Consider the following 24,687-nt stretch of genomic DNA (forward strand, 5'->3'; position numbering starts at 1 on the left):
GCCGGCCAGCGCGGGGGTTCCCCGAAGGTTCGAACCCGTCCTGGAACTCCGCCGAGGGCGACGGCGCACCGGCGGACACCCGGCAAGAAGCTGGGTTCGAGGGGCAGCAGGCCGCCGAAGTTCGACCCGGAGGACTACCGGGCTCGACACGCGGTCGAGTGCGGCATCAATCGCCTCAAGAGGCATCGCGCCGTAGCCACAAGGCACGACAAGCCCGCGGTCCGCTACGAGGCGACCGTCCTCGTAGCGGCCATCAACGAGTCTGTGACCGCCGGGTTGACAGGCCTCTAGGAGTTGGGCGTCTGGTCGAGTGGCCGCAGGAAGCGACGTTCGTACCGGCGAATGCATCGGGTCCGACGAGCCAACTCAATCGTCTCCTGGCACTCGGGGGCACGCGCGCTGTCAGCTCGGTACTGCTCGTATACGGCGAGGCTGGGGAAGGAGAAGAGTGCGTACGCGATGTCACTGTCGCCCTCGCTGGGCAGAAAATAGCCGTGGTGCGTGCCCCCGAACCTGCCGACGAGGGCGACCCACCGGCGGCCGTACTCTTCGAAGTCCTCGATGCGGTCGGGATCGATCTCGTATTTCACGTGAACGGTAATCATGCAACGACATGATGCCTGAGCTGGAGCGTCAGGCTCGGTAGTCATGAGTCACATCGGTTCGCAGACTCGCCGGGGCGGACGCCCCTGGCTGCCGCAGCAAGAACCGGTTTGGTGGCGGACCGGCTGCGCAGCACAGTCGAAAATTCCTTGCGGAGTCGTGGGAGCACTCGATACCCAGCATCGGGACGACAAGGAGCACAGGATGACGACCCGTCTGGGTTCATTGAACGAGTTCTGCTGGATGGACCTCAAAACCCGTGACTCAGCCGGCACCGCCACCTTCTTCTCGACGACGCTGGGCTGGCGCTTCGCAGTGGACGAGAAGGACTGGCGAAAGGCCGTCAAGATAACCATCGACGGGCACCCGGTCGGCGGGGTGAGCGATCTGGCGAACCCGGTCTACCCACCGGGAACACCCGCCCACATCGCCTACTACTTGGCAGTCGACAACGTCGACCGCCGCGCCGAAGTGGCGACGGCGAACGGCGCTCGCCTGGTCGTACCTCCCTTCGACGCGGGCGATCAGGGGCGCATGGCAACATTGATCGATCCGGTGGGCGCCGCCTTCTCCCTGTGGCAGCCGCGCAACTTCACCGGCTGGCAGTTTCCGTCGCGCTTGGCGGGTGCCCCGCACCGCATGGTCCTGACGTGCGCCCAGCCTGAGCAGGCCCGGCACTTCTACCAGAAGACAACAGGGACCCCTCTGATCAGCGCCGATTTCATAGCCGCAGATGGACCGGGTGCATCCGCTCCGCAGTGGGAGCTCGCGGTCGGCGTCGAGGATCTGGACGGCGTCGTCGCACGCACACACGATCACGGCCAGGACTCGGCCACCTGGTCCGAGAACGCCGGTAGTCGTGTTGTGCGGTTGAGCAGTCCGGAGGGACTGACACTCCTCGTTCGCGGCCTTGAGCAGTGACTCGGCCGTCGACCATGTGGCGGTCGCAGCCTGGCCCGACCCGGCGGACCAGCAACTGTCGTACGGTCACGCCCTGGTCGAGCGCTCCACGCTCGGCGACACCACAGGCTCCACCGTCGCCACCTTCGCCAACTCGAACCGCCCCGCAGGCCGGACCAACCACAAGGGTTCGTTCGTCCGGCCTGCGCTACATCCTCAACCCGCCCGGACGGCCGCCCGGATCCACCAGCGCCTGGGCTACGGCCAGAGCAAGCCGGACCGGGACGCGTTCTTCGGCATTCTGCGCGAGCCGGGATTCGACGGGGCGGCCGCGGTGTGCGGGTTTGCCCGGGAGGAACGGGCCCGCGCGTCGTCGGCGTTCATCCCGGCCCCCGTCCGTGAGGAGCTCCCCGCCCGAGACGCCTCATCAGGCCTGCCTGAGTTCCGCCGCTCCGAAGGAGACGTTGAACCGGTCGCACCAGATACTGACGCTGCTGTAGTGGGTCAGGTCGACGTCGGCCGGGACGGTGTAGTTCTGGCTGCCCTTGTTGCCCTTGAGCTTGCCGAGGCTGACGTACTTGCCGTCGTCGAAGACGTGCCAGCCGGCCCTGCCCTCCTTCACGGGTGCGTCGGTCAGCCAGACGCGCAGGTCGGGGCCGTTGCTGGTGTCGAGGTTCTCCAGCCGGACGATGTGGGAGCCGTCGGCGAGCCGGACGAGCTTCACCGTGCCGGAGGTGGCGTGCTCGTGACTGATCAGCTCGCCGTCGGCGAGGGTCTCGGGGCCGGCCGGCGGCGCGGACGGCTCCGCGGTGGACGGCGCGGAGGGCTCCGTAGTGGACGGGGCGGAGCCCTCCGTGGAAGTGGAGGGCTCCGCCGTCGCGGGCGGCGCGGCTGTCCCCACGGCCACGGGCAGCGCCTCGTCCACGGTCTCGTCCTGCCACAGCTTCCACGGCTGGAACCAGTACAGCCCGAATCCGATCCCGACGACGGCCACCACCACTACCGAGATGACCAGCGACTTCCGCACGCGCCCCATGACCCGCCCCGTTCCTTGGGAGTTTTTCTGCCGGCTCCTATTCCAACGGGTCAACGGCCCCTTGGGCAGCCCTGAACCGATGACGAAACCCTTACGGGCACCTCCCTTCGGACCGTGCCCCATCAGGGACAATCGGCCGCATGAAGACTGCTGAGTTCCTCAACGCCCTGGATCGGGAGGGCCGTTTGCTGGCCGCGGCGGCCGAGGAGACCGGGACCGATACCAAGGTGCCGACCTGCCCGGGGTGGCAGGTGCGCGATCTGCTGCGGCACACGGGGGCGGTGCACCGCTGGGCGACCGCTTTCGTCGCCGAGGGCCAGGCCTCGGCGCGGCCCATGGCCGACCCGCCCGAGCTCGACGGGGCCGAACTGCTGGACTGGTTCCGGGCGGGCCACCGCCGTCTTGTCGACACCCTCGCCGCCGCCCCGCCCGCCGTCCAGTGCTGGCACTTCCTGCCCGCGCCGTCGCCGCTCGCCTTCTGGGCCCGCCGGCAGGCGCACGAGACGGCGGTGCACCGCTTCGACGCGGAGGCGGCACGCGGCGGGACGCCGAGCGAGGTCGCCCCGGACTTCGCCGCCGACGGCATCGAGGAGTTGCTGTTCGGCTTCCACGCCCGCGCCAGGAGCCGCGCCCGCACCGCCGAGCCGCGCGTGCTGCGGGTGCGGGCGACCGACATGGCCGACGCCGCATGGACGGTACGGCTGACGCAGGAGCCGCCCGCGGCCGCGCGCGGGGACGTCGAGGAGGCGGACTGCGAAGTGAGCGGACCCGTCGGGCAGTTGTATCTGTCGCTGTGGAACCGGGTGCCGTTCCCGGACGTGACCGGTGACGCCTCGGTGGCCGCGCTGTGGCGGGAGAAGTCCGCCATCGGCTAGAACCACCGGCACGTAGAACTAGCGGCACGTAGAACTACCCGCGCGCCACGCTCAGTCGGCAAGCATCTTCGTCAGTACCGCGCGCTGCACCGGCAGTACCTCGTCGTGCAGCGCGTGGCCCTTGTCCGTGAGGGCGACCTTCACCCCGCGCCGGTCCTCGGGGCACATACGGCGTTCGACGAGCCCGTCCTTCTCCAGGCGCGCGACCAGCCGCGACAGCGCGCTCTGGCTGAGGTGGACGTACTCGGCGATCTCCTGCACGCGCAGGGGGCACGTACCGCCCGACAGCACGTCCAGCACCTCGAAGTCGCTGCCGCACAGGCCGTGTTGGTGCAGCGCACGGTCGAGTTCGCACTGGGTGCGGGCATGCAGCGAAAGGATGTCCCGCCATTGGTCCACGAGCGCCTGCTCGGCCTTCTTCGCCGCCATGGCCGCACCGTAGCAGAGAAACGAATTTGTTGCATCGTAATTAAATGCATTTGCATTCGATGCATGCGCATGTAGTGTCTGCGGCATGACCTCTCCGCTCTCCACCCCCGCGGCCTCCTCCTCGGAAGTCCGCTGGACCCCCCGGCTGTGGGGCACCCTGCTGGTGCTCTGCGCCGCGATGTTCCTCGACGCCCTGGACGTGTCGATGGTCGGCGTCGCCCTGCCGTCCATCGGCGCCGACCTGGGCCTTTCCACCTCGACGCTGCAATGGATCGTCAGCGGCTACATCCTCGGCTACGGCGGTCTCCTGCTCCTCGGCGGACGCACCGCCGACCTGCTGGGCCGGCGTCAGGTCTTCCTGGTCGCCCTCGGCGTCTTCGCCGTCGCCTCCCTGCTCGGCGGGCTCGTCGACTCCGGCCCCCTGCTGATCGCCAGCCGCTTCGTCAAGGGCCTGAGCGCGGCCTTCACGGCGCCCGCCGGCCTGTCCATCATCACCACGACGTTCCCCGAGGGCCCGCTGCGCAACCGCGCCCTCGCCCTCTACACCACCTGCGCGGCCACCGGCTTCTCCATGGGCCTGGTCCTGTCCGGCCTGCTCACCGAGGCCAGTTGGCGCCTGACCATGCTGCTGCCGGCCCCCATCGCCCTGCTCGCCCTGCTGGCCGGCCTGAAGCTGCTGCCGCGCAGCACCCGGGAGCAGAACCACAACGGCTACGACATCCCCGGCGCCGTCCTCGGCACCGCATCGATGCTCCTGCTGGTCTTCACCGTCGTCCAGGCCCCCGAAGTCGGCTGGACAGGCGCCCGTACGCTGCTGTCCTTCCTTGCCGTCGCCGTCCTGCTGACCGCGTTCGTCCTGGTCGAGCGCCGCTCCCCGGGACCGCTGATCCGGCTCGGCGTGCTGCGCTCGGGCAACCAGATCCGCGCCCAGCTCGGCGCCGTCGCCTTCTTCGGCTCGTACGTCGGCTTCCAGTTCCTGACCACCCTGTACATGCAGTCGCTGCTCGGCTGGTCCGCGCTGCACACCGCGCTCGCCTTCCTGCCCGCCGGCGCGCTGGTGGCGCTCTCCTCCACCAAGGTCGGTCCGATCGTCGACCGGTTCGGCACCCAGCGGTTGATCGCGGTGGGCTTCGGCCTCATGGTCGTCGGCTACGCGCTGTTCCTGCGGGTCGACCTCGACCCGGCGTACGCGGCGGCGATCCTGCCGTCGATGCTGCTGATCGGCGCGGCCTGCGCGCTGGTCTTCCCCTCGCTCAACATCCAGGCCACCAACGGCGTCGACGACCACGAGCAGGGCATGGTCTCCGGCCTGCTCAACACCTCGGTCCAGGTGGGCGGCGCGATCTTCCTCGCCGTGGTGACCGCGGTGGTGACCGCGGGCGCCCCCGAGGACGCCACCCCGCAGGCCGTCCTCGACAGCTACCGCCCCGGCTTCGTCGTAGTGGCCCTCGTCGCCGCAGCGGGCCTGCTCATCACCCTCACCGGCCTGCGCACCCGGCGCCCCCGGCGCTCGGTCGTGGTCGCCAAGTCCACCGTGCGGGAGGCGGAGACGGACCGCGTGCCGGTCCGCGACTAGGGGGACCGCCTCCACCGCGTGTGCCCGGCGGGTTTCGCTTGCCCGCCGGGCACACGCCTGTTTGACTCACCCGCATGGACGAATACGGGGGACGGCGCACCAAGGCCGAGCAGGACGCGTACACCGTGGAGATCGGATACGCGCTGTGCAGCGCCCTCTTCGCGGCGGCGGTGGTCTTCGGGGCCGTCGCCGGCCCGGCGCTCCTCTTCGACCTGCCGCAGACGGTCGAGGTGACGCTGCTGCGGGCGGGGCTGATCCTGGCGCCGGTGCTGTTCGTGGCCCGGGTGATCAGCGTGCTGGTGCGGTTCCGGCGGACGTCAAAGGTCGCGGACACGTCCCCAGCGAGCAAGCCGCGTTGACGTGCGCCCACGTGGCGATCATGTCCCTCGTTCCCAGGGGCGAGGGCCAGGGCCGCACCACACGTCCGACCGCCCGGCTCTCCGAGCTGGGCTGCCGACGCAGAAGGTGCCATGAATCCCGCCGTGGTGGACCCGGCAGTGTCGCGAACGGTGCGCCGGCTGTCACCCCTCGGCCGCGCCGGAATTCCCGCTCATGGGTTCCCGGTAGGCATCCGCGTAGGTGGGAGAGTCCTTGATCAGGTCGTCGCAGAACGCGGCGACGTCGGTGCCGATGAGTTCCAGAACTCCCTTGCCCGCGGCGACGCCCTCCTCGAAGAAGTCGACGATTCCGGGGAGGAGGGTTCCGTCGGACAGGCTGACGGGGCCGACCTTGAACAGGTACTTCTGCATCTCCTTGTAGACGATCTGGTAGTCCGGCGGGAGTGCCTTGACCCGGGCCACGTGCGCCCGCCACTGCTTCTTGCCTTCGATGATGTCTTGGATGCTCACATCAGCCTCCCAGCCGGCTCAGTTTCCTCGCGACGTTCCGGTTCAACTGCTCGCGCCACCGGTCGCGATAAGTCCGGGCCCCTGATCCGCCGGCCAGCGCCGTGCAGAAGCCCTGGACGTCGTCGCCGAGCACCTCGTGGATGCTCTGCCCGTCTGCTGCCGACACTTCGAGCAGCCCCAGGGCGGAGTCGAGAATCGGCGTGAGGTTGCGGCCGGTGAAGTCCCCGTAGGGGAAGAGATGCGCGACGATCTGGCCCCACGCCTCCCGGTAGTCGTCGGGCAGGGCCTCGGCTCGGGCTTCGAACGCCTTCCAATCCCTGGTGAGATCGCTGCCTGTGATCTTCTCCCGGAAGTTCATCTCCCGCCCTCCTTGAGCCTGTTGACACGCGATGAGAGGTACTGCCATTTCGCCCAGAACTTCGCCAGTTCCTCGCGTCCGGCATCGTTGAGCGTGTAGAACTTGCGCGGCGGACCGACCCCGGACGGCCGTTTCGTCACCTGGACGAGCCCGTTCCTCTCCAGCCGCAACAAAATGGTGTACACCGTCCCCTCGATGACGTCAGTGAACCCCAGCTCGTTCAACTGGCGGGTGATGGCGTACCCGTAGGTTTCCTCGCTGCCGATGATTTCCAGCACGCACCCTTCGAGCGTGCCCTTCAACATCTCCGTCAGGTCTTCCATCGCGGGTACTCCTCGGCCCGAACCAGTACTACGTGATAACGAGTACCGCTATACCGTATCACCGAGTAGTGGAACGGCAACGTCTCCGGTTCGCGGCCTGCCCCTTGGGCCCGCCCGGTGTCCCGATGTACGAGGTAGCCGATCGCGAGCGGTTCGGCTCAGCCCAACCAGCCCGGCCGCACCAGCCCGGACTCGTAGGCCAGCACGACCAGTTGCGCCCGGTCGCGGGCGCCCAGTTTCACCATCGTGCGGCTGACGTGGGTCTTCGCGGTGAGCGGGCTGACCACCAGGCGACGGGCGATCTCCTCGTTGGACAGCCCGATGCCGACCAGGGCCATCACCTCCCGTTCCCGCTCGGTGAGTTCGGCGAGGGCGTCGGCGGCCGCGGGCTCCTTGGAGCGGGCGGCGAACTCGGCGATCAGCCGGCGGGTCACCCCCGGCGACAGCAGCGCGTCCCCCGCCACCACCGCCCGTACCGCGCGCAGGAGTTCCTCCGGCTCGGTGTCCTTGACCAGGAAGCCGGAGGCCCCCGCCCGGATCGCCTCGAAGACGTACTCGTCGAGTTCGAAGGTGGTGAGCATGACCACCTTCACGTCCTTCAGCCGGTCGTCGTCGGTGATGCGGCGGGTCGCGGCCAGTCCGTCGAGGACGGGCATCCGGATGTCCATCAGGACGACGTCGGGCGCGAGTTCGCGTACCGCGCGCACCGCCTCCTCGCCGTCGGCGGCCTCGCCGGCCACCTCGATGTCGGGCTGGGCGTCGAGCAGGGCCCGGAATCCGGCCCGCACGAGTGACTGGTCGTCGGCGAGCAGTACGCGGATCACCGGTCGTCCTCCTTGGGGGTCACGGGCAGGGCGGCGAGCACCCGGAAGCCGCCATCGGGGCGCGGGCCCGCCTCGATCGTGCCACCCAGCGCGGCGGCCCGCTCCCGCATTCCCGCCAGTCCGTTGCCGCTGCCGCCCGCGTCGGCGCCGGTCGCGGGCCCGTCGTCGTCGATCCGGATCCGCAGCGTCCGGCGGTCGTGGTCCAGGCGCACGCGCGCGTGCCGCGATCCCGAGTGCCGTACGACGTTGGTGAGGGCTTCCTGGACGACCCGGAAGGCCGCGAGGTCCGTGGCGGGCGGCAGGCGGGGCGTCTCGCCCTCGACGTCGACCGCGAGACCCGCGCTCGCCGCCTGGGCCACCAGCTCGGGCAGCCGCCCCAGGCCGGGCGCCGGCGCGCGCGGCGCTGCGCCGGGCGCGCGCAGCGTGTCGAGCACCTGGCGGACCTCGCCGAGCGCCTCCTTGCTCTTGGCCCTGATGGTGGTCAGGGCCGTGCGCGCCTGCTCGGGGTCGGTGTCCAGCAGGGCCAGGCCGACGCCCGCCTGGACGTTGATGACGGAGATGCTGTGCGCGAGGACGTCGTGCAGCTCGCGGGCGATCCGCAGCCGTTCCTCGTCCGCCCGTCGGCGGGCCGCCCGCGCCCGCTCCTCCCGCTCCCGCGCCCACTGCTCGCGCCGGGTGCGCACCAGCTCCGACAGCGCCCCGATCGCCACCACCCAGGCGGCGACCACGATCTCCTGCCCCCAGGGCGCGGCGGAGTCCCCGGACGGCGGCAGCCAGCGGTAGAGCCAGTGCGCCACCAGTACATGCCCGGCCCACAGTGTGCCCATCGCCGCCCAGGCCGCCCTGCGGTGCCCGGCGACGATCGCGCCGAAGCAGCTCAGCGCCACGGTCAGGAACACCGGCCCGTACGGATACCCGGCGCCCAGGTAGACCATGACGGCGGCGGCCGTGCCGAAGGCGACCGCCACCGGATAACGGTGCCGCCACAGCAGCTGCGCCCCGGCGGCGAGCAGCAGCAGACGCGCGAAGGCGTCCAGGGGCGCGCGTTCGTCCACCTGGCTCTCGGCCGCGAAGTGCGAACCGATCAGCACGAACGCCGTGACGAGCACGGTGGACCGCCAGGGCCACCGGACCCGGTCGCCCTCCCGGCTCCACCAGGCGGGACCGGTCCGCCACCGGCGCGACGAACCGGCCGCGGGTGCACGCTGCTCCTCCATGACCGCCACGCTAGACGCGCGCACCGCCGGTCGGCGTCACCCGCGCGCGGTGATCACACATACTCCCCACGCAGTACGGGGCCCTCCTTGACCCGCCACCGGCGCAGCCGCCGGGGCGCCCACCAGTTGGCGCGCCCCGCGAGCCGCATCGTCAGCGGCAGCGGCAGCGGCAGCGGGATCCGGATGAGGGTGGCGTCGACGAGGATCGTCACGGCCGTGCCGACGCCGAGCTCCCTGCGGAAGACGACGCCTCCGGTGGCGTAGGACAGACGATCTGGACGGCGTCCGTGAGTTCGGCGGGGAACGCGCGGTGCAGGGTCTCGGAGGTGGTACGCGAGGAGGTGCGCGCGGGCAGGGTGCACTCGGGGAGCGTGCGCTCGGGCAGGGTGCGCTCGTCGGCCGACGAGCGAGATCGAACTCGGCCACGCCTTCGGCCGTGTCCACGAACTCGTCCGTCTCGCCGCCGCGCGCCCCTTGCGCGAACGCCTCGCCGAACTCCTGACGCCGCCCCTGTGCCGCACCGGCCGCCCGGCGGACGCCCTCGCCGCGTACGAGGCGACCCGGCAGCGCCTCGCGGAGGCAATGGACACGGACCCGGGACCCGCGCTGCGGTCCCTGCACGAGCGGGCCCTGCGCCGTGCCCCGGCTCTGCTGCCGTCGCCGCCGCGGCTCCGGCGGCGTGCGGGCCGCGGCTACTTCGCGGTGGTCGTTCCCTGCTGGGGGTAGACCAGGCCCACCCCGTGGGCGAGTTGGGCCGCGGCGTGCCGGAAGAACGGCTCACGGTCCTCGACGACCCGGTTGAACTGGCCGAACAGCTCGAAGCCGACGAGGCCGTAGAGCTGGGCCCACGCGGCGACGAGCGCCGTCATGTTCTCCGGGGGGAGGTCGGGCGCGAAGTCGGCGGTGAGCCGCTCGGCCTCGGGGCGCAGCTCGGCAGGGAGCGTCGGCTTGGCCAGGCCCAGGCCGCGGTGCGCGTCGCGGAGGATGCCGATGAAGACGAGGCCGACGCGGGAGGCGGCGGGGACGGTGGTGTCGGGGGCGGAGTAGCCGGGGACCGGTGATCCGTAGATCAGCGCGTACTCGTGGGGGTGGGCGAGCGCCCAGGCGCGTACGGCCTCGCACACGGTGATCCAGCGCTGGACGGGTCCGGCATCGGCCGCGGCCTCGTGCGCGGTCTCGACGCTCTCGCCGTGGGAGTTGAAGGCGTCGATGATGAGTGCGGTGAGCAGGTCGTCGCGGCTGGGGAAGTAGCGGTAGAGCGCGGAGGAGACCATGCCGAGCTCGCGGGCGACGGCGCGCAGCGAGAGCTTGGCCGCGCCTTCGGCGGCGAGCTGTCTGCGGGCCTCGTCCTTGATGGCGGCGGTGACCTCGATCCTGGCCCGGGCGCGGGCGCCTTGTGCGGTGCTCATGCGGGGCAGTGTGGCATGAAAGGGAGAGCGGTGCACGCAAACGGAAGCGGTGCACTCGTACGAGAGCAGTGCGCATATTCGAGAGCAGTGCGCGCATACAAGAGCAGTGCGCACATGCGTGAGCAGCGCCCACACAAGAGCGGCGTCCACATTCAAGAGCGGCGCACACATTCGAGAGCACCGCTCTTGCTTTGGATCACCGACCTGCCCCATACTTCAGGAGCACAAGCGAGAGCAGTGCTCACAAACAAGAGCGTCGCTCACCCAACAGAGCAACGCTCTTCCGCCAACCCTGGGGGTTCCCCATGTCCACGCACGTCCAGAAGCCCGGCTGGTTCACCGTCAACGTCTTCAACCGTGCCGTGGCATGGATGACCCGCCGCGGCATCAGCGTCTGGGGCTCCCGGGTCCTCGCCGTCCGCGGCCGCAAGAGCGGCCAGTGGCGGACCACCCCCGTGAACCTGCTGACCGTCGACGGCGAGCAGTACCTCGTCGCCCCGCGCGGCCACGTCCAGTGGACCCACAACATGCGCGCGGCCGGCGGCGGCGAGCTGCACCTCGGCAAGAAGGTCGACGTGTTCACCGCGACGGAGGTCCCGGACGACGAGAAGGTGCCCCTCCTGCGCGCCTACCTCAAGCGCTGGAAGGCCGAGGTCGGCGTGTTCTTCAAGGGGGTCGGACCCGACTCCCCCGACGCAGACCTGCGCCGCATCGCCCCGGACCACCCGGTCTTCCGGATCACGATCAACCACTGACCCGGGCGGTCAGGAACCGCCCTCGCCGCTCACGCCCCCTCGCCACCCGCCTGCGCCTGCGCCTCCGCCTGCCGCCGGTCCAGCGCGGTCAGGGCGCGCTGGGCCATCGGCCGGCTGCGCACGAGCTCGGCCAGCGAGGTCGCCCCGCGGGTGATGTCGGTGAACGCCCGCCACGCGGGCCGGAACCCGGTCAGCGCCGCGTGGAACAGCCCGGGGCGCCGCTCGAACAAGGCCAGCATCCGCTTGCCGACGCTCATCTCCACGCCGAGCCCGGCCTTGACGGCGAACGCGTAGTTCAGGGCCTGGCGCCGGGCGTCCACGGCGTCGTGCGCCTCGGCGATCCGTACCGCCCACTCCCCCGCGAGCCGCCCCGACCGCAGCGCGAACGAGATGCCCTCCCGGGTCCACGGCTCCAGCAGCCCCGCCGCGTCCCCGCACACCAGCACCCGGCCGCGCGACAGCGGCGAGTCCTCGGCCCGGCAGCGCGTCAGATGGCCGGAGGAGATGCTCGGCTCGAACCCGGCGAGCCCGAGCCGCCCGATGAACTCCTCCAGATACCGCTTGGTGGCCGCGCCCTCGCCGCGCGCCGAGATCACCCCGACCGTCAGCGTGTCGCCCTTGGGGAACACCCAGCCGTAGCTGCCGGGCATCGGCCCCCAGTCGATGAGCACCCGCCCCTGCCAGTCCTCGGCGACGGTCTCCGGAACCGGGATCTCCGCCTCCAGGCCCAGGTCCACCTGGTCGACCTTGACCCCGACATGCGCTCCTATGCGGCTGGCGCTGCCGTCCGCGCCGACGACCGCCCGCGCGAGCAGCATTTCGCCGCCCTGGAGGACGACGGCGACCGTGCGCCGGTCGGGCACGGCCGAGCCGTGCTGCTCGACCCGCTGGACGGTGACGCCCGTACGCAGCTCGGCGCCCGCCTTCTGCGCGTGCTCGACGAGCTGCTGGTCGAACTCGGGCCGGTTGATCAGCCCGAACAGCATCTGCCGGGAGCGCCGGGTCCGGGTGAAACGGCCGTTGTGGGAGAAGGTGACCGCGTGCACCCGGTCCCGCAGGGGCAGTTCGAAGCCGGGCGGGAGGGAGTCGCGCGAGGGGCCGATGATGCCGCCGCCGCAGGTTTTGTACCGTGGCAGCTCGGCCTTCTCCAGCAACAGCACGCGCCGCCCGGTGACCGCCGCCGCATAAGCGGCCGAGGCCCCCGCGGGGCCCGCGCCGACCACGACGACGTCCCACACCCGCTGCACGTCGTCCGCCGAAGAGTTCTCGCTGCTCACGATGGTCTACTGCTCCCGATCAAGCCGCTGCCGCACCTGTCTCCCGCATCCTACGGCGGACGTCGCCGCAGACCGCTGTGGGAGGATCAACGGCACTCACAGGTACAACGTCGCACCCACAAGGAGCGTGCCCATGTCGTCGAATCCGGTCGCCGAGACCGTCGCCTCGCTGATGCCGAGGGCGAAGGCGGAGCTCACCGAGCTGGTGGCCTTCAAATCGGTGGCGGACTTCGACCAGTTCCCCCGGAGCGAGAGCGAGGGCGCCGCACGCTGGGTCGCGGACGCGCTCACCGCCGAGGGCTTCCAGGACGTGGCGCTGCTCGACACGCCGGACGGCACGCAGTCGGTCTACGGCTACCTCCCCGGGCCCGCGGGTGCCAGGACGGTGCTGCTCTACGCCCACTACGACGTGCAGCCGCCGTTGGACGAGTCCGCGTGGACGACTCCGCCGTTCGAGCTGACCGAGCGGGATGGGCGCTGGTACGGGCGCGGGACCGCCGACTGCAAGGGCGGTGTGATCATGCATCTGCTGGCCCTGCGCGCGCTGAAGGCGAACGGCGGCGTGCCGGTGCACGTGAAGGTGATCGCGGAGGGCTCGGAGGAGCAGGGCACCGGCGGTCTGGAGCGGTACGCCGAGGCGCACCCGGAGCTGCTGGAGGCGGACACGATCGTCATCGGCGACGCGGGCAACTTCCGCGTCGGCCTGCCGACGGTCACCTCGACGCTGCGCGGTATGACGATGGTCCGGGTGGAGGTCGACACGCTCGAAGGCAACCTGCACTCGGGGCAGTTCGGCGGCGCCGCGCCCGACGCGCTGGCCGCGCTGATCCGCGTACTGGACTCGCTGCGTGCCGAGGACGGTTCGACGACGGTGGACGGGCTCGCCCCGGAGTCGGCGTGGGACGGTCTGCAGTACTCGGAGGAGCAGTTCCGCAAGGATGCCAAGGTGCTGGAGGGCGTGGAGCTGATCGGCTCGGGCACGGTCGCCGACCGCATCTGGGCGCGTCCGGCTGTCACGGTCATCGGCATCGACTGCCCGCCGGTCGTCGGCGCCACCCCGTCCGTGCAGTCGAGCGCCCGCGCGCTGATCAGCCTGCGGGTGCCGCCGGGCGTGGACGCGGCCGAGGCGACCAAGCTGCTCCAGGCCCACCTGGAGGCCCACACGCCGTGGGGTGCGCGGGTGCGCTCCGAACAGGTCGGCCAGGGCCAGCCGTTCAGCGCCGACACGACCAGCCCGGCGTACGCGGCGATGGCCGAGGCGATGGCGGTGGCCTACCCCGGCCAGGACATGCAGTACGCCGGCCAGGGCGGCTCCATCCCCCTGTGCAACACCCTCGCCGCCCTCTACCCGCACGCCGAGATCCTCCTGATCGGCCTGAGCGAGCCGGAGGCCCAGATCCACGCCGCCAACGAGAGCGTCTCCCCCGAGGAACTGGAGCGCCTCTCGGTCGCCGAGGCACTGTTCCTGCGCAATTACGCGGCGAACTGAGCGCCGTAGCACCGAGGATGGGGCGATGACTCGCATCACGCGCCTCATGGCCCACTCCGACGTCGCCACATCCCTCGCGCTCCTCGGCGACCGCGAACTCACGGAGGTGGTGGCGTCGGGCACACCGCTGGGCACCGGGATCGGCGGCCGTTCGGCACTGGTCGAGGTGGACGGCAGACGGGTGTTCGTGAAGCGGGTTCCCCTCACCGACGCCGAATTGCGTCCGGAGAACGTCCGCTCCACGGCGAACTTCCTCGGACTGCCGGCGTTCTTCCACTACGGCGTCGGCAGCCCGGGGTTCGGCGCCTGGCGGGAACTCGCCGTCCACACGATGACGACGAACTGGGTCCTGTCCGACCGCTTCTCGGGCTTCCCGCTGATGCACCACTGGCGGGTCCTGCCCGACGAACCGCAGCCGCTGCCGCCCGAACTGGCCGACGTGGAGGGGGCCGTGGCCTACTGGGGCGGCAGCCAGCAGGTGCGTGAGCGCATCGAGGGGCGGCGGACGGCTTCGGCGAGCCTGGTGCTGTTCCTGGAGTACGTGCCGTACACGGTGCACGACTGGTTCGACGCCCAACTGCGCACGCAGGACGGCGCGGAGGCGGCGTGCGCCCTGGTGGAACGGGAGCTCAAGGGGATCACGGACTTCCTCCGCGAGCACGAACTCCTGCATTTCGACGCCCACTTCGAGAACATCCTCACCGACGGCCGACAGCTCTACCTCGCCGACTACGGCCTCGCCCTGTCGGCCCGCTTCCCGCTCACCCCGGAAGAGCGCGTGTTCTTCGACCGGCACCGCGACTACGACGTCTGCTACACGGCCGCCCATCTGGTGAACTGGCTGGCCAAGGCCCTGTACGGGTACGACGCGCAGGAGCGTGAGGTCTTCGTGCGGGAGTGCGTCGGTGGTCGGCGGCCCGAGGGGATTCCGGGGGCCGCCGCCGACATCATCGTCCGGAACGCGCCCGTCGCCGCCGTCACGGGGGACTTCAACCGGCGCCTGGTGCAGGAGAGTCGGCTGACTCCGTATCCGTACGAGGAGCTGCGGAGGCTGGTTCAGGGGGCGGGAACGCCGGCCTCCAGGTAGAGCGCGGCCCCGCGTTCGCGTGCGCGCAGGGCCCAGCGCAGGCGTGCGTAGCGGACGGGGGGCAGCAGGTCGGCCGCCTCCTCCTCGGTGACGAAGCGCCAGTCGCGCAGTTCGGCGCCGGGCAGCAGCAGGCGTGCGGCCTCGGCGGAGTCCAGGCGGCCGCCGTCGAAGAGGAGGCGCAGGCCGCCGTAGCCCGGGGGTGACGGCTGTTCCCAGTCGATGACGAGCAGCCGCGGTACGTCGTCCAGCCGCAGGCCGGTCTCCTCGGCGACCTCGCGCATGCCCGCGCGCGCCGGGGCCTCTCCGGGTTCGACGACGCCGCCGGGGAACTCCCAGCCGGCCTTGTAGGTGGGGTCGACGAGCAGCACCCGGTCGTGTTCGTCGAAGAGCAGCACCCCGGCGGCGAGCGTCTCGGAGGTGGGCTCGGCCGTCTGCACGATGTCGCAGGCGGGTACGGCGCCGGAGGCGACGGCCTCGGCGATGCGGGCGGCGGTCTCGTACGGGGTGAGGGTGCCGTTGTCGACGGGATGGGCGTCGGCGGTGAGCCAGTCGGCCAGGGCGGTGCGGTAGGACTCGATACGGTCGAACGCCCCCTGCGGGGTGTGGGGTTCGCCGTCGGGGACGTCGGGGGCCTCCCGGTGGGTTATTCGCTCCCGCAGGATCGTTTCAGCCGGGGTCAGCAGGATGTGTCGTACGGTGATCCGGCGCGCGGCCAGGCCGCCGAAGATCTCGTCGCGGTACTCCTGGCGCAGCAGGGTCATGGGGACGACCAGCGTCCCGCCGAGCTCGGCGAGCAGGGCGGCCGCCGTGTCGATCACCAGTCGTCGCCAGATCGGCAGGTCCTGGAGGTCGCCGACCTCGGCAAGGTGCTTGGGCGGGAGCAGCTGGGTCAGTGCTCCGCCGATGACCTCGGGGTCGAAGAGCGTGCTGTTCGGAATCAGTTCGATCAGTTCGCGTGCAGCGGTGGTCTTCCCCGCACCGAAAGCCCCGTTGATCCAAACGATCACAGACTCCCCCTCTTCTCTTGGCCCCCTGTGGCTTGCCCGCTCCACCCTGCCACGGAAACCAGCCCCTGCTGGGGGCGCACAAACGGGTGCGCCGGGGCCCAAGGGAGCAGGAGCCCCGGCGTCGTACCCGGAACCGCCGACGGCGTCAGCCGACCCGACCGGCCGTGTCAGCGGCTTTGCCCGGCCGTATCAGCCGTTCAACCCGGCCGCATTCAGCCGTTCTGCCCGAGGGCGTTGTCGTCGATGGCCAGGCTGTCGCTGGAGACGGTCTTGTCGAGGGCGCTGAGGGTGTCCTTCACGTCGAGGTCCTTCAGCTCCTCCCCCAGCGAGTGGGAGGGAGTGATCGCCGCGACGACGAATCCGGTGGCCAGGGAGGCGATGGCGAGCATGCTGCGCTTCTTCATGGCCGGTTCAACTGCCCGACGCGGGGAAGGTCACGGGGCCGGCTCGGAGACGTACCCTCCGCAGCCGGCCGAATGAACGTTCCTGCGAAGTCGCGTCGGGCCGTCAGACCCTCAGCCCCGTCGCCGACCCCGTCCGCCGCGTCAGGGCCGCCGCTGCCGCACCCACCAGACCCGCGTCCGTGCCCATCTGGGCCGGCATCACGGCCAGGCGCTGGACGAAGGAGAGCGTGGCGTAGTCGCCGAGTGCCTTGCGCAGCGGGGCGAACAGCACCTCGCCCGCCTTGCCGACCCCGCCCCCGACGACGGCGATGTCGATCTCGACGAGGGTGGCGGTGGCCGCGATACCGGCGGCCAGAGCCTGCGCCGCGCGCTCGAAGGAAGCCACCGCGACCGGATCGCCGGCGCGCGCCGCGGCGGCCACCGCCGCGGCGGAGGTGTCGCCGTCGGGACCGGGCCGCCAGCCGTTGTCCAGGGCGCGGCGGGCGATGTTGGGGCCGCTCGCGATGCGCTCGACGCAGCCGCGCGCGCCGCAGGGGCAAGGGTCGCCGTCGAGGTCGACGCTGATGTGACCGATGTGGCCCGCGTTGCCGGTCGGGCCGGGGTGCAGCCGGCCGTTGAGGACCAGACCGCCGCCGACGCCCGTGGAGACCACCATGCACAGTGCGTTGTCGTGACCGCGGGCGGCCCCCTGCCAGTGCTCGGCGGCCGTGATGGCCACCCCGTCGCCGATCAGCTCGACCGGCAGCCCGCCCACCGCCTCCCGGACCCGCCGGACCAACGGGAACTCGCGCCAGCCGGGGACGTTCACCGGGCTCACGGTGCCCGCGGAGGCGTCCACCGGCCCCGCGCTTCCGATGCCGAGGGCCGCGACCCGCATCCACAGCGGGGAGGCGGTCAGCTCGCCGAGCACGGCCTGGACGGCGTCCATCACGCACTCACCGCCCTCCCGCGCCGGCGTCGGGCGCTGCGCCCGCACCAGGATCCGGCCATGGCCGTCCACCAGCCCTCCGGCGATCTTTGTTCCGCCGATGTCGAGCGCGGCCACGAGGTCGGTGTGCATCAGAGTCAGGTCTCCCGGTCAACCATGAGGAAAGGGTGGGCCGGTCTCGCGGTGGGGCGCAGGCCGGAGAGTGCGGTGGACAGTGTCTCCCGGATCTGACAACGTTGTCCAGGCTCTATGCTCGACGCCACATCCTCATACAAAGCACGAATCGACGCATCCCCCCGCCGACGACAGGACAGGACTCGTATCGTGGCCGACACCATCCGCCGGGCAGACCGCACCCCCGCGACCCGCTACGGCAATCGGCCGACGATGAAGGACGTCGCCGCGCGTGCGGGAGTCGGTCTGAAGACGGTCTCGCGCGTGGTCAACGGCGAGCCCGGGGTCACCCCGGAGACGGAGCGCCGCGTCCAGGAGGCCATCGACGCCCTGGGCTTCCGCCGCAACGACAGCGCCCGGGTGCTGCGCAAGGGCCGCACCGCCAGCATCGGCCTGGTCCTCGAGGACCTCGCGGACCCGTTCTACGGCCCGCTGAGCCGCGCGGTCGAGGAGGTGGCCCGCGCGCACGGAGCGCTGCTGATCAACGGCTCCAGCGCCGAGGACCCCGACCGCGAGCAGGAGCTGGCGCTGGCGCTGTGCGCGCGCCGGGTGGACGGACTGGTGGTGATCCCGGCCGGCGACGACCACCGCTACCTGGAGCCCGAGATACGGGCGGGCGTCGCCACCGTGTTCGTGGACCGGCCGGCCGGGATGATCGACGCCGACGTGGTCCTGTCGGACAACTACGGCGGCGCCCGTGACGGGGTCGCCCACCTCATCGCGCACGGGCACCGCCGGATCGGCTTCATCGGCGACATGCCTCGCATCCACACCGCGGCCGAGCGTCTGCGCGGCTACCGGGCGGCCATGGAGGACGCGGGCATACCGGTGGAGGACTCCTGGATGTCTCTGGGCGCCACCAGCCCCGACCGGGTGCGCCGCGCGGCCGAGGAGATGCTGTCCGGCCCCGCTCCGGTCACCGCGGTCTTCACGGGCAACAACCGCGTCACGGTCACCGTGATCCGCGTCCTGGCCGAGCAGACCCGTCGCGTGGCCCTGGTCGGCTTCGACGACCTCGAACTGGCCGATCTGCTCCAGCCGGGCGTCACCGTGGTCGCGCAGGACGCGGCCGCCCTCGGCCGTACCGCCGCCGAGCGCCTGTTCCGCCAGTTGGACGGCAGCCTCGTCACCCCGGAGCGCATCGAGCTGCCCACCCGGCTGATCACCCGCGGCTCGGGCGAGCTGCCGCCGGCGGACTGAGCCGCCCGTGCGGGAGCTCACCCTGGAGGCGCTGGGTCTGGCCGAGGCGCCGCGCGATCATCCGTTGCTCTACCCGGGCGCCTGGCCCGCGGACTCCGGACTGCTGGACGGCGACCGCCTGTTGCCGCTGGACCGGCTGACCCACCCGGAGCGCACGCCGGTGCTCGCCGTCGGCTCCAACGCCTCACCCGGCCAACTGCGCCACAAGATGACCGAGTTCGGCATCTCCACGCCCATCCCGATGGTCAAGGCACGCGTCACGGGCATCGGCATCGGCGTCTCGGCGCATGTGAGCCGGATGGGATACATCTCCGCGTCCCCGTACGACGCGCCCGCCGCCGTACGGGAGTTGTACGTCATCTGGCTCGACGCCGAGCAGCTCGCCGTGGTCGACGCCAGCGAGGGCGTGCCGGTGCCCACCGGCAACTACGACCGCGTCTGGCTGCCCGGCCCCGAGGTGCGCGTCGACCTGGCGGACGGCACGGTACTGCCGGGTGCCTTCGCCTACGTCAACCGCCACGGCGTCCTGCACGACGGCACCTCGGCGCCGCGCGACCACCCGGGCCAGCGGGCGCTGCTCACCGAACTCCTGCTGGAGTCGGCGGCGTTGCGGGAGCTGTTCGGCGTGACCCCGGAGGAGTTCTGTGCGCGGGCGCGCGCCGACCGGCGGCTGTGCGAGCGGGGGACCCGGCTGCTGGCGGAGGAGAAGCTGGTGACGGCGTCCGGTCTGGAGCGGTTCGTGGCCGCTCAGCAGACCGGCAGTCCGGGCACGGGCCCGTCGTTGTCGCCGCCCTTGATGTAGACGTCGCTGACCCAGACGTTCCTGTTGCCGCTGTCGTCGTCGGTCTTGGCCCACCACACGTTGGTCCACTGGCCGGAGGTCTCTCGGCGCCCGAGATTCTGCTGGCAGTAGAAGTAGTTGGTACCGGCGTAGAGGATGCCGACCTCGGTGCCGTCCGCGGTGTAGGACTTGGCGGTCTGCCAGACCTGGCAGTTGTACTTGCCGCCGCCGATGGCGTCGCAGGCGGGGGCGGGTGCCGGGGTCGTGGAGCCACCCCCGCCGGTCGTACCGCCGTCGCCGCCCGTGGTGCCGCCGCCTCCGGTGCTGCCGCTGCCGGAGGTCTCGGTCGGCGACGAGGCGGAGGGGCGCTCGGCGGGCCCGGTGCCGGACCCGTCGGTGGGGGTGCTCGTCGCGCCCGGGGTCTTCTCCTTGCCCTTGGGGGACTTCGGGGTGGCCATGGAGTCGGCCGAGGGGCCGTTCTTCGAGGGCTCGCCCGCGGAACTCGCGACCCCGGCGGGCTGCTCGACCGCCTGGGGTTCGTCCGTGCTGCTCAGGACGGCGACCGTGGCACCGGCCGAGGCGAGGACGAGGGTGACCGCCGCGGCGGTCAGGAGGGCGCGGCCCTTGCGGCGGCCGGCGCGCGAGGCGTTCATGGGGCCGGTGACGGCGGGGTCCTGCGGGGCGGCGGACGCGTGGGCCGCCGGCGCGCCCTGCACCGGGACCTGGGGCGGCCCGAACCCCGGCGGCACGGCCGGAACGCTCAGCTCGGTCTCCGCGCGCGCCGGAGCCGGACCGCGCAGGGCCGTCGTCGGCGGGTCGGTGCCGCCGGCGTCGGCGACCGCCTGCAGCAGTTCGCGCGCCGCGTCGGCCTCCGGGCGCCCCTCGGGCCGCTTGTCCATCAGCCGCTGCAGGACGGGGGCGAGCGGCCCGGCCAGGCGGGGCTCGGGCAGCGGCTCGGTGACGATCGCGGTGAGGGTGGAGAACGTCGAGGTGCGGCGGAACGGCGAGGCGCCCTCGACGGCCGCGTACAGGGTGGCGCCGAGCGCCCACACGTCGGAGGCGGCGCCGGGCTGGGCGCCCTGGGCGCGCTCGGGCGCGAGGTAGTCCAGGGAGCCGACGAGCTCGCCGCTGCGGGTGAGGTGGGTGGCCGAGCCGTCGCCCGGGTCCTCCATCGTGGCGATGCCGAAGTCGGTCAGCACGACCCGGCCGGAGCGGTCGAGCAGGATGTTGCCGGGCTTGACGTCCCGGTGCAGGACGCCGACGCGGTGGGCGGCGGCCAGCGCCTCCATGACCTGGGCGCCGATCCCGGCCACCTCGCGGGGGTCGAGGGTGCCCCGCTCGCGCAGCACGTCGTCCAGGGAGGGGCCGTCGACGAGCTCCATGACGATGAGCGGACGTCCGTCGACCTCGGTGACGTCGTGCACGGCCACCACGCCGGGGTGGCGCACCCGGGCCGCCGCACGGGCCTCGCGCTGCATGCGGATGCGCAGGTCGGCGAGTTCGGGCCCGCCGGCGTCGGTGTAGGTGCGCAGCTCCTTGACGGCGACCTCGCGGCCGAGGACCTCGTCGAGGGCCCGCCAGACCACACCCATGCCGCCGCGCCCGAGCCGCGCCAGGACGCGATAGCGCCCGGCCAGCCGCCGCCCGACCTCGTCCGTCTCTCCGTACTCCCCCGATGACACCGCTGCCCCGCCGTTTCTGTGACTCACCTCTGCGTGGCGTACAGCCTAAAGGGCGAAGGTGACAGTGCGGCTACGCCCCGGAGAGCGTCAGATCACCCCGCCGGGGCGCCGCGAAGCCCTCCAGGTCCCTCCTGGTCAGGCCGGTGAGCCGGGCGACCTCGCCGTTGTCGAGTGCCCCGCAGTCCAGGCCGCGCAGCAGGTACCCGCTGAGCGCCTTCGCGGTCGCGGGTTCGTCCATGACGTCGCCCCCGGCCCGGTTGGCGTAGCGGGCGAGGCGGGCGGCGGCCTGTTCGAAGCCCTCGCGGTAGAAGGCGAAGACGGCCGCGTACCGGGTCGGGATGTGGCCGGGGTGCATGTCCCAGCCCTGGTAGTAGGCACGGCCGAGGGCGCGGCGGGTGAGGCCGTAGTGCAGCCGCCAGGCGTCGTGCACCTTCTCGGTCGTACCGACCGGGAGGACGTTGGTGGAGCCGTCCGACACGCGTACGCCCGTGCCCGCGGCCGCGACCTGCATGATCGCCTTGGCGTGGTCGGCGGCCGGGTGGTCGCTGGCCTGGTAGGCGGCGGAGACGCCGAGGCAGGCGCTGTAGTCGAAGGTGCCGTAGTGCAGGCCGGTGGCGCGGCCCTCGGCGGCCTGGATCATGCGGGCGACGGTGGCGGTGCCGTCGGCGGCGAGGATGGACTGGCTGGTCTCGATCTGGATCTCGAAGCCGAGCCGGCCGGGCTCGAGGCCGCGGGCCTTCTCGAAGGCCTCCAGCAGCCGCACCATGGCGGTGACCTGTTCGGGGTAGGTGACCTTGGGCAGGGTGAGGACGAGCCCGTCGGGCAGGCCGCCGGCCTCCATCAGACCGGTGAGGAAGATGTCCAGGGTGCGGATGCCGCGGTCGCGTACGGCCGCTTCCATGCACTTCATGCGGATGCCCATGTACGGGGCCGCCGTGCCCTCCTCGTACGCCTCGGCGATCAGGCGGGCGGCGCGGGCCGCGTCCCGGTCCTCGTCCCCGCCCTGGTAGCCGTCCTCGAAGTCGACGCGCAGGTCTTCGATCGGCTCGCGCTCCAGTTTGGCCCGCACGCGCGTGTACACGGGCTCGGCGAGGTCGTCGGGCAGGCCGAGGACGGCGGCGAAGGAGGCGGCGTCGGGGGCGTGTTCGTCGAGGAGGCCGAGGGCCTGCCGGCCCCAGGAGCGGATGGTGTCGGCGGCGAAGACGTCCCCGGGGACGTACACGGTGTGGACGGGCTGGCGGGTGCCGGGGTCTCCGGGGTAGCGGCGCTCCAGTTCGGCGTCGACCGGCGCGAGGGAGGCGCTGATCTCCTCGCTGACGGCGCCCGCGAGGCTCGTCGCCACCGTCTCCTGCTGGCCCTGACCCATCCCACACCCTCCAGTTTTCCGCTGTACGGAATCAACAATCCGTAGAACGAAGTTATCTGGGCCCCTTCGGATGGTCAACACCGTGTCCACGGGGAGCCACTCCGCCATCTCGGCATGTTCACGACCACCTCACCTCGCGGTAAGACACTTCCGTACACACGCCCCGCACGACTCGTCCGGCCGTTCCCACCGAAGGAGCCCCCGTGCCGCACCACAGCCGAGTCACGCGCCGTCCGGTTCTCAAGGCCGCGCTGGCCGCCGCGGTCACCACGCCTCTCTCCAGTACAGCACTGCCGCAGTCGTCCGCCGTGGCGCAGGAGGGCCCGCCGCGCCGCCTGGAGGTGATGTCCTTCAACCTGCGCTTCGCGAGCACCGCCGAGCCGCACAGCTGGGCCGTGCGCAGACCGGTGATGCGCGAACTGCTGCGTCGCGAGGCCCCGCACGTCATCGGCACCCAGGAGGGCCTCTTCCCGCAGCTCCTCGACATCGACACCGACCTCGGCCCGCACTACGCCTGGGTGGGCACCGGCCGCTTACGGGGCAGCCACGACGAATCCATGGCCGTCTTCTACGACCGCCGCCGCCTGACCCCGCTGGAGTACGACCACTTCTGGCTCTCCGACACGCCGTACGTGATCGGCTCGAACACCTGGGGCGCCTCCTTCGCCCGCATGGTCACCTGGGTCCGCTTCCGCGAACGGCGCGAGGGCGGACGGGAGTTCTACGTCCTGAACACCCACTTCGACCACGCGAGCCCGTACGCCCGCACCCGCAGCGCCGGCCTGCTCGCCGAGCGGATCGGCGGCCTGGACGCCTCCCTGCCGGTCGTGGTCACCGGGGACTTCAACGTCGCCGCCCGCAAGGACCCGGTCTACGACGCCGTCCTGAGCGCCGGGCTCGTCGACACCTGGGAGACCGCCCGCGCGCGTGGTGCGCTGTACGGGACTTTTCACGGCTACCGGCCGCTGACGCCGGGCGGCGACCGGATCGACTGGATCCTGACCACGCCGGGCGTCATCACGCATTGGGCGCAGATCAACACCTTCGCCGAGGACGGCCAGTACCCGAGCGACCACCTGCCGGTGCAGGCCTCGCTGAGCCTGGGGTGAACGGCCGAGGCCCCCGCGGCCGTCGGACACGGTCGCGGGGGCCTCGTACGGCTTCGGCGGATCAGCCCTTGCGGGACTTGATCTCCTCGGTGAGCTGCGGGACGACGTCGAACAGGTCGCCGACCACGCCGTAGTCGACCAGGTCGAAGATCGGGGCCTCGGCGTCCTTGTTGACGGCCACGATCGTCTTCGAGGTCTGCATGCCGGCGCGGTGCTGGATGGCGCCGGAGATGCCGTTGGCGATGTACAGCTGCGGCGAGACCGACTTGCCGGTCTGGCCGACCTGGTTGGTGTGCGGGTACCAGCCGGCGTCGACGGCGGCACGCGAGGCACCGACGGCCGCGCCGAGGGAGTCGGCGAGCGCCTCGATGATCGCGAAGTTCTCCGCGCCGTTCACACCGCGGCCGCCGGAGACCACGATCGCGGCCTCGGTCAGCTCGGGGCGGCCGGTCGACTCGCGCGGGGTGCGCGCGGTGACCTTGGTGCCGGTGGCCTTCTCGGAGAAGGTCACGGCCAGGGCCTCGACCGCACCGGCGGCCGGGGCGGCCTCGACGGCCGCGCTGTTGGGCTTGACCGTGATGACCGGGGTGCCCTTGGAGACGCGGGACTTGGTGGTGAAGGCGGCGGCGAACACCGACTGGGTGGCCACCGGGCCCTCGTCGCCGGCCTCCAGGTCGACGGCGTCGGTGATGATGCCGGAGCCGATGCGCAGCGCCAGGCGGGCGGCGATCTCCTTGCCCTCGGCGGAGGAGGGCACCAGCACGGCGGCCGGGGAGACGGCCTCGTAGGCGGCCTGCAGGGCGTCGACCTTCGGGACGACCAGGTAGTCGGCGTACTCGGCGGCGTCGTGGGTGAGGACCTTGACCGCGCCGTGCTCGGCGAGCGCGGCGGCGGTGTCGGCGGCGCCGTTGCCCAGGGCGACGGCGACGGGCTCGCCGATGCGGCGGGCGAGCGTCAGCAGCTCCAGGGTGGGCTTGCGGACGGCGCCGTCCACGTGGTCGACGTAGACGAGAACTTCAGCCATGGGACT

Annotated in this window: 27 protein-coding genes and 1 pseudogene; 11 read left to right on the forward strand and 17 right to left on the reverse strand. The window is 71.8% G+C overall.

Features of this window, described 5'->3' with window-relative positions; translation table 11 throughout:
- Positions 1 to 287: 287 nt before the first annotated feature.
- Positions 288 to 605, reverse strand: a complete 318-nt coding sequence (locus ICC28_RS17765; protein ID WP_188289567.1) for an NIPSNAP family protein — start codon at positions 603 to 605, stop codon at positions 288 to 290.
- 202 nt (positions 606 to 807) lie between these two features.
- Here ICC28_RS17765 and ICC28_RS17770 point away from each other — a divergent pair, with 202 nt between their 5' ends.
- Positions 808 to 1,524 (forward strand): VOC family protein, encoded by a 717-nt coding sequence (locus ICC28_RS17770; protein WP_188289568.1) that lies wholly within the window; start codon positions 808 to 810, stop codon positions 1,522 to 1,524.
- Positions 1,525 to 1,930: 406 nt separating this feature from the next.
- On the opposite strand, the gene ICC28_RS17775 is transcribed toward ICC28_RS17770, so the two are convergent.
- Positions 1,931 to 2,539, reverse strand: coding sequence for a DM13 domain-containing protein (locus ICC28_RS17775; protein WP_188289569.1), 609 nt, complete (start codon positions 2,537 to 2,539; stop codon positions 1,931 to 1,933).
- Between the two features lie 140 nt (positions 2,540 to 2,679).
- On the opposite strand from ICC28_RS17775, the gene ICC28_RS17780 reads away from it, so the two are divergent.
- Positions 2,680 to 3,414: a maleylpyruvate isomerase family mycothiol-dependent enzyme gene (locus ICC28_RS17780; protein WP_188289570.1), complete on the forward strand. Its 735-nt coding sequence runs from the start codon at positions 2,680 to 2,682 to the stop codon at positions 3,412 to 3,414.
- Between the two features lie 51 nt (positions 3,415 to 3,465).
- On the opposite strand, the gene ICC28_RS17785 is transcribed toward ICC28_RS17780, so the two are convergent.
- Positions 3,466 to 3,843: a MarR family winged helix-turn-helix transcriptional regulator gene (locus tag ICC28_RS17785; protein ID WP_188289571.1), complete on the reverse strand. Its 378-nt coding sequence runs from the start codon at positions 3,841 to 3,843 to the stop codon at positions 3,466 to 3,468.
- 85 nt (positions 3,844 to 3,928) lie between these two features.
- Here ICC28_RS17785 and ICC28_RS17790 point away from each other — a divergent pair, with 85 nt between their 5' ends.
- Together ICC28_RS17790 and ICC28_RS17795 are read left to right on the forward strand one after the other, a co-directional pair.
- Positions 3,929 to 5,419 carry an MFS transporter gene (locus ICC28_RS17790; protein WP_188289572.1) on the forward strand — a complete coding sequence of 497 codons (1,491 nt, stop codon included), beginning with the start codon at positions 3,929 to 3,931 and terminating at the stop codon, positions 5,417 to 5,419.
- Between the two features lie 74 nt (positions 5,420 to 5,493).
- A complete protein-coding gene (locus ICC28_RS17795) occupies positions 5,494 to 5,778 on the forward strand; it encodes a DUF6332 family protein (RefSeq protein WP_188289573.1) in 285 nt (94 codons plus the stop codon).
- Between the two features lie 162 nt (positions 5,779 to 5,940).
- Here the strand turns inward: ICC28_RS17795 and ICC28_RS17800 are convergent, their stop codons facing one another.
- The 6 genes from ICC28_RS17800 to ICC28_RS17825 all read right to left on the reverse strand — a co-directional run bounded on the left by ICC28_RS17800 (position 5,941) and on the right by ICC28_RS17825 (position 9,201).
- Positions 5,941 to 6,267 carry a DUF1048 domain-containing protein gene (locus tag ICC28_RS17800; protein ID WP_188289574.1) on the reverse strand — a complete coding sequence of 109 codons (327 nt, stop codon included), beginning with the start codon at positions 6,265 to 6,267 and terminating at the stop codon, positions 5,941 to 5,943.
- 1 nt (position 6,268) lies between these two features.
- Positions 6,269 to 6,625 carry a DUF1048 domain-containing protein gene (locus ICC28_RS17805; protein WP_188289575.1) on the reverse strand — a complete coding sequence of 119 codons (357 nt, stop codon included), beginning with the start codon at positions 6,623 to 6,625 and terminating at the stop codon, positions 6,269 to 6,271.
- Positions 6,622 to 6,948: a PadR family transcriptional regulator gene (locus ICC28_RS17810; RefSeq protein WP_188289576.1), complete on the reverse strand. Its 327-nt coding sequence runs from the start codon at positions 6,946 to 6,948 to the stop codon at positions 6,622 to 6,624. Before ICC28_RS17810 ends, ICC28_RS17805 begins: the two co-directional genes overlap by 4 nt.
- Positions 6,949 to 7,106: 158 nt before the next feature.
- Positions 7,107 to 7,772: a response regulator gene (locus ICC28_RS17815; protein ID WP_188289577.1), complete on the reverse strand. Its 666-nt coding sequence runs from the start codon at positions 7,770 to 7,772 to the stop codon at positions 7,107 to 7,109.
- Positions 7,769 to 8,989 (reverse strand): sensor histidine kinase, encoded by a 1,221-nt coding sequence (locus tag ICC28_RS17820; protein WP_188289578.1) that lies wholly within the window; start codon positions 8,987 to 8,989, stop codon positions 7,769 to 7,771. Before ICC28_RS17820 ends, ICC28_RS17815 begins: the two co-directional genes overlap by 4 nt.
- A 53-nt stretch (positions 8,990 to 9,042) precedes the next feature.
- The gene (locus ICC28_RS17825) at positions 9,043 to 9,201 is read right to left on the reverse strand and encodes a hypothetical protein (RefSeq protein ID WP_188289579.1); all 159 of its coding nucleotides are present in this window, start codon (positions 9,199 to 9,201) and stop codon (positions 9,043 to 9,045) included.
- A gap of 133 nt (positions 9,202 to 9,334) precedes the next feature.
- Here ICC28_RS17825 and ICC28_RS17830 point away from each other — a divergent pair.
- Positions 9,335 to 9,715 (forward strand): annotated as a pseudogene (locus ICC28_RS17830) (AfsR/SARP family transcriptional regulator); the annotation flags it as partial.
- Here the strand turns inward: ICC28_RS17830 and ICC28_RS17835 are convergent.
- Positions 9,682 to 10,398 (reverse strand): TetR/AcrR family transcriptional regulator, encoded by a 717-nt coding sequence (locus ICC28_RS17835; protein ID WP_188289580.1) that lies wholly within the window; start codon positions 10,396 to 10,398, stop codon positions 9,682 to 9,684. The pseudogene ICC28_RS17830 and the gene ICC28_RS17835 overlap by 34 nt on opposite strands.
- A gap of 305 nt (positions 10,399 to 10,703) precedes the next feature.
- On the opposite strand from ICC28_RS17835, the gene ICC28_RS17840 reads away from it, so the two are divergent.
- Positions 10,704 to 11,153 (forward strand): nitroreductase family deazaflavin-dependent oxidoreductase, encoded by a 450-nt coding sequence (locus ICC28_RS17840; RefSeq protein ID WP_188289581.1) that lies wholly within the window; start codon positions 10,704 to 10,706, stop codon positions 11,151 to 11,153.
- 29 nt (positions 11,154 to 11,182) lie between these two features.
- Here the strand turns inward: ICC28_RS17840 and ICC28_RS17845 are convergent, their stop codons facing one another.
- Positions 11,183 to 12,430: a geranylgeranyl reductase family protein gene (locus ICC28_RS17845; RefSeq protein ID WP_188289582.1), complete on the reverse strand. Its 1,248-nt coding sequence runs from the start codon at positions 12,428 to 12,430 to the stop codon at positions 11,183 to 11,185.
- Positions 12,431 to 12,563: 133 nt separating this feature from the next.
- Between ICC28_RS17845 and ICC28_RS17850 the strand changes: the two genes are divergently transcribed.
- Together ICC28_RS17850 and ICC28_RS17855 are read left to right on the forward strand one after the other, a co-directional pair.
- Positions 12,564 to 13,919 (forward strand): dipeptidase, encoded by a 1,356-nt coding sequence (locus ICC28_RS17850; protein ID WP_188289583.1) that lies wholly within the window; start codon positions 12,564 to 12,566, stop codon positions 13,917 to 13,919.
- Between the two features lie 25 nt (positions 13,920 to 13,944).
- A complete protein-coding gene (locus ICC28_RS17855; RefSeq protein ID WP_188289584.1) occupies positions 13,945 to 15,006 on the forward strand; it encodes a serine/threonine protein kinase in 1,062 nt (353 codons plus the stop codon).
- Here the strand turns inward: ICC28_RS17855 and ICC28_RS17860 are convergent.
- From ICC28_RS17860 to ICC28_RS17870, 3 genes are all read right to left on the reverse strand, one after another.
- Positions 14,976 to 16,013 (reverse strand): NUDIX hydrolase, encoded by a 1,038-nt coding sequence (locus ICC28_RS17860; protein ID WP_188289585.1) that lies wholly within the window; start codon positions 16,011 to 16,013, stop codon positions 14,976 to 14,978. The two genes, ICC28_RS17855 and ICC28_RS17860, sit on opposite strands and share 31 nt — an antisense overlap.
- Before the next feature lie 212 nt (positions 16,014 to 16,225).
- Entirely contained in the window at positions 16,226 to 16,417 is a 192-nt protein-coding gene (locus tag ICC28_RS17865) for a hypothetical protein (protein WP_188289586.1), read from the reverse strand.
- 103 nt (positions 16,418 to 16,520) lie between these two features.
- Positions 16,521 to 17,477: an ROK family protein gene (locus tag ICC28_RS17870; RefSeq protein ID WP_188289587.1), complete on the reverse strand. Its 957-nt coding sequence runs from the start codon at positions 17,475 to 17,477 to the stop codon at positions 16,521 to 16,523.
- A gap of 192 nt (positions 17,478 to 17,669) precedes the next feature.
- Between ICC28_RS17870 and ICC28_RS17875 the strand changes: the two genes are divergently transcribed.
- Both ICC28_RS17875 and ICC28_RS17880 read left to right on the forward strand, forming a co-directional pair.
- On the forward strand, positions 17,670 to 18,719 hold the full coding sequence (locus ICC28_RS17875; protein ID WP_188289588.1) for a LacI family DNA-binding transcriptional regulator: 1,050 nt from the start codon (positions 17,670 to 17,672) through the stop codon (positions 18,717 to 18,719).
- 7 nt (positions 18,720 to 18,726) lie between these two features.
- The gene (locus ICC28_RS17880; protein ID WP_188289589.1) at positions 18,727 to 19,521 is read left to right on the forward strand and encodes a hypothetical protein; all 795 of its coding nucleotides are present in this window, start codon (positions 18,727 to 18,729) and stop codon (positions 19,519 to 19,521) included.
- On the opposite strand, the gene ICC28_RS17885 is transcribed toward ICC28_RS17880, so the two are convergent.
- Positions 19,467 to 21,182, reverse strand: coding sequence for a serine/threonine-protein kinase (locus ICC28_RS17885; RefSeq protein WP_188289731.1), 1,716 nt, complete (start codon positions 21,180 to 21,182; stop codon positions 19,467 to 19,469). The genes ICC28_RS17880 and ICC28_RS17885 overlap by 55 nt on opposite strands.
- A gap of 70 nt (positions 21,183 to 21,252) precedes the next feature.
- A complete protein-coding gene (locus ICC28_RS17890; protein ID WP_188289590.1) occupies positions 21,253 to 22,548 on the reverse strand; it encodes a DUF6986 family protein in 1,296 nt (431 codons plus the stop codon).
- A gap of 203 nt (positions 22,549 to 22,751) precedes the next feature.
- Here ICC28_RS17890 and ICC28_RS17895 point away from each other — a divergent pair, with 203 nt between their 5' ends.
- Entirely contained in the window at positions 22,752 to 23,657 is a 906-nt protein-coding gene (locus ICC28_RS17895) for an endonuclease/exonuclease/phosphatase family protein (RefSeq protein ID WP_188289591.1), read from the forward strand.
- Between the two features lie 61 nt (positions 23,658 to 23,718).
- Here the strand turns inward: ICC28_RS17895 and ICC28_RS17900 are convergent, their stop codons facing one another.
- The gene (locus tag ICC28_RS17900; RefSeq protein ID WP_188289592.1) at positions 23,719 to 24,681 is read right to left on the reverse strand and encodes an electron transfer flavoprotein subunit alpha/FixB family protein; all 963 of its coding nucleotides are present in this window, start codon (positions 24,679 to 24,681) and stop codon (positions 23,719 to 23,721) included.
- Positions 24,682 to 24,687: the final 6 nt, after the last annotated feature.

The sequence above is a fragment of the Streptomyces sp. TRM68416 genome (genome assembly GCF_014596915.1).
In the GTDB taxonomy this organism is placed as follows: domain Bacteria; phylum Actinomycetota; class Actinomycetes; order Streptomycetales; family Streptomycetaceae; genus Streptomyces.

What these genes read in the sequence shown, in the direction of transcription:
- ICC28_RS17765 (WP_188289567.1), bottom strand. Translation starts at nt 605, where the DNA reads ATGATTACCGTTCACGTGAAATACGAGATCGATCCCGACCGCATCGAG.
- ICC28_RS17770 (WP_188289568.1), top strand. Translation starts at nt 808, where the DNA reads ATGACGACCCGTCTGGGTTCATTGAACGAGTTCTGCTGGATGGACCTC.
- ICC28_RS17775 (WP_188289569.1), bottom strand. Translation starts at nt 2,539, where the DNA reads ATGGGGCGCGTGCGGAAGTCGCTGGTCATCTCGGTAGTGGTGGTGGCC.
- ICC28_RS17780 (WP_188289570.1), top strand. Translation starts at nt 2,680, where the DNA reads ATGAAGACTGCTGAGTTCCTCAACGCCCTGGATCGGGAGGGCCGTTTG.
- ICC28_RS17785 (WP_188289571.1), bottom strand. Translation starts at nt 3,843, where the DNA reads ATGGCGGCGAAGAAGGCCGAGCAGGCGCTCGTGGACCAATGGCGGGAC.
- ICC28_RS17790 (WP_188289572.1), top strand. Translation starts at nt 3,929, where the DNA reads ATGACCTCTCCGCTCTCCACCCCCGCGGCCTCCTCCTCGGAAGTCCGC.
- ICC28_RS17795 (WP_188289573.1), top strand. Translation starts at nt 5,494, where the DNA reads ATGGACGAATACGGGGGACGGCGCACCAAGGCCGAGCAGGACGCGTAC.
- ICC28_RS17805 (WP_188289575.1), bottom strand. Translation starts at nt 6,625, where the DNA reads ATGAACTTCCGGGAGAAGATCACAGGCAGCGATCTCACCAGGGATTGG.
- ICC28_RS17810 (WP_188289576.1), bottom strand. Translation starts at nt 6,948, where the DNA reads ATGGAAGACCTGACGGAGATGTTGAAGGGCACGCTCGAAGGGTGCGTG.
- ICC28_RS17820 (WP_188289578.1), bottom strand. Translation starts at nt 8,989, where the DNA reads ATGGAGGAGCAGCGTGCACCCGCGGCCGGTTCGTCGCGCCGGTGGCGG.
- ICC28_RS17835 (WP_188289580.1), bottom strand. Translation starts at nt 10,398, where the DNA reads ATGAGCACCGCACAAGGCGCCCGCGCCCGGGCCAGGATCGAGGTCACC.
- ICC28_RS17840 (WP_188289581.1), top strand. Translation starts at nt 10,704, where the DNA reads ATGTCCACGCACGTCCAGAAGCCCGGCTGGTTCACCGTCAACGTCTTC.
- ICC28_RS17850 (WP_188289583.1), top strand. Translation starts at nt 12,564, where the DNA reads ATGTCGTCGAATCCGGTCGCCGAGACCGTCGCCTCGCTGATGCCGAGG.
- ICC28_RS17855 (WP_188289584.1), top strand. Translation starts at nt 13,945, where the DNA reads ATGACTCGCATCACGCGCCTCATGGCCCACTCCGACGTCGCCACATCC.
- ICC28_RS17865 (WP_188289586.1), bottom strand. Translation starts at nt 16,417, where the DNA reads ATGAAGAAGCGCAGCATGCTCGCCATCGCCTCCCTGGCCACCGGATTC.
- ICC28_RS17870 (WP_188289587.1), bottom strand. Translation starts at nt 17,477, where the DNA reads ATGCACACCGACCTCGTGGCCGCGCTCGACATCGGCGGAACAAAGATC.
- ICC28_RS17890 (WP_188289590.1), bottom strand. Translation starts at nt 22,548, where the DNA reads ATGGGTCAGGGCCAGCAGGAGACGGTGGCGACGAGCCTCGCGGGCGCC.
- ICC28_RS17900 (WP_188289592.1), bottom strand. Translation starts at nt 24,681, where the DNA reads ATGGCTGAAGTTCTCGTCTACGTCGACCACGTGGACGGCGCCGTCCGC.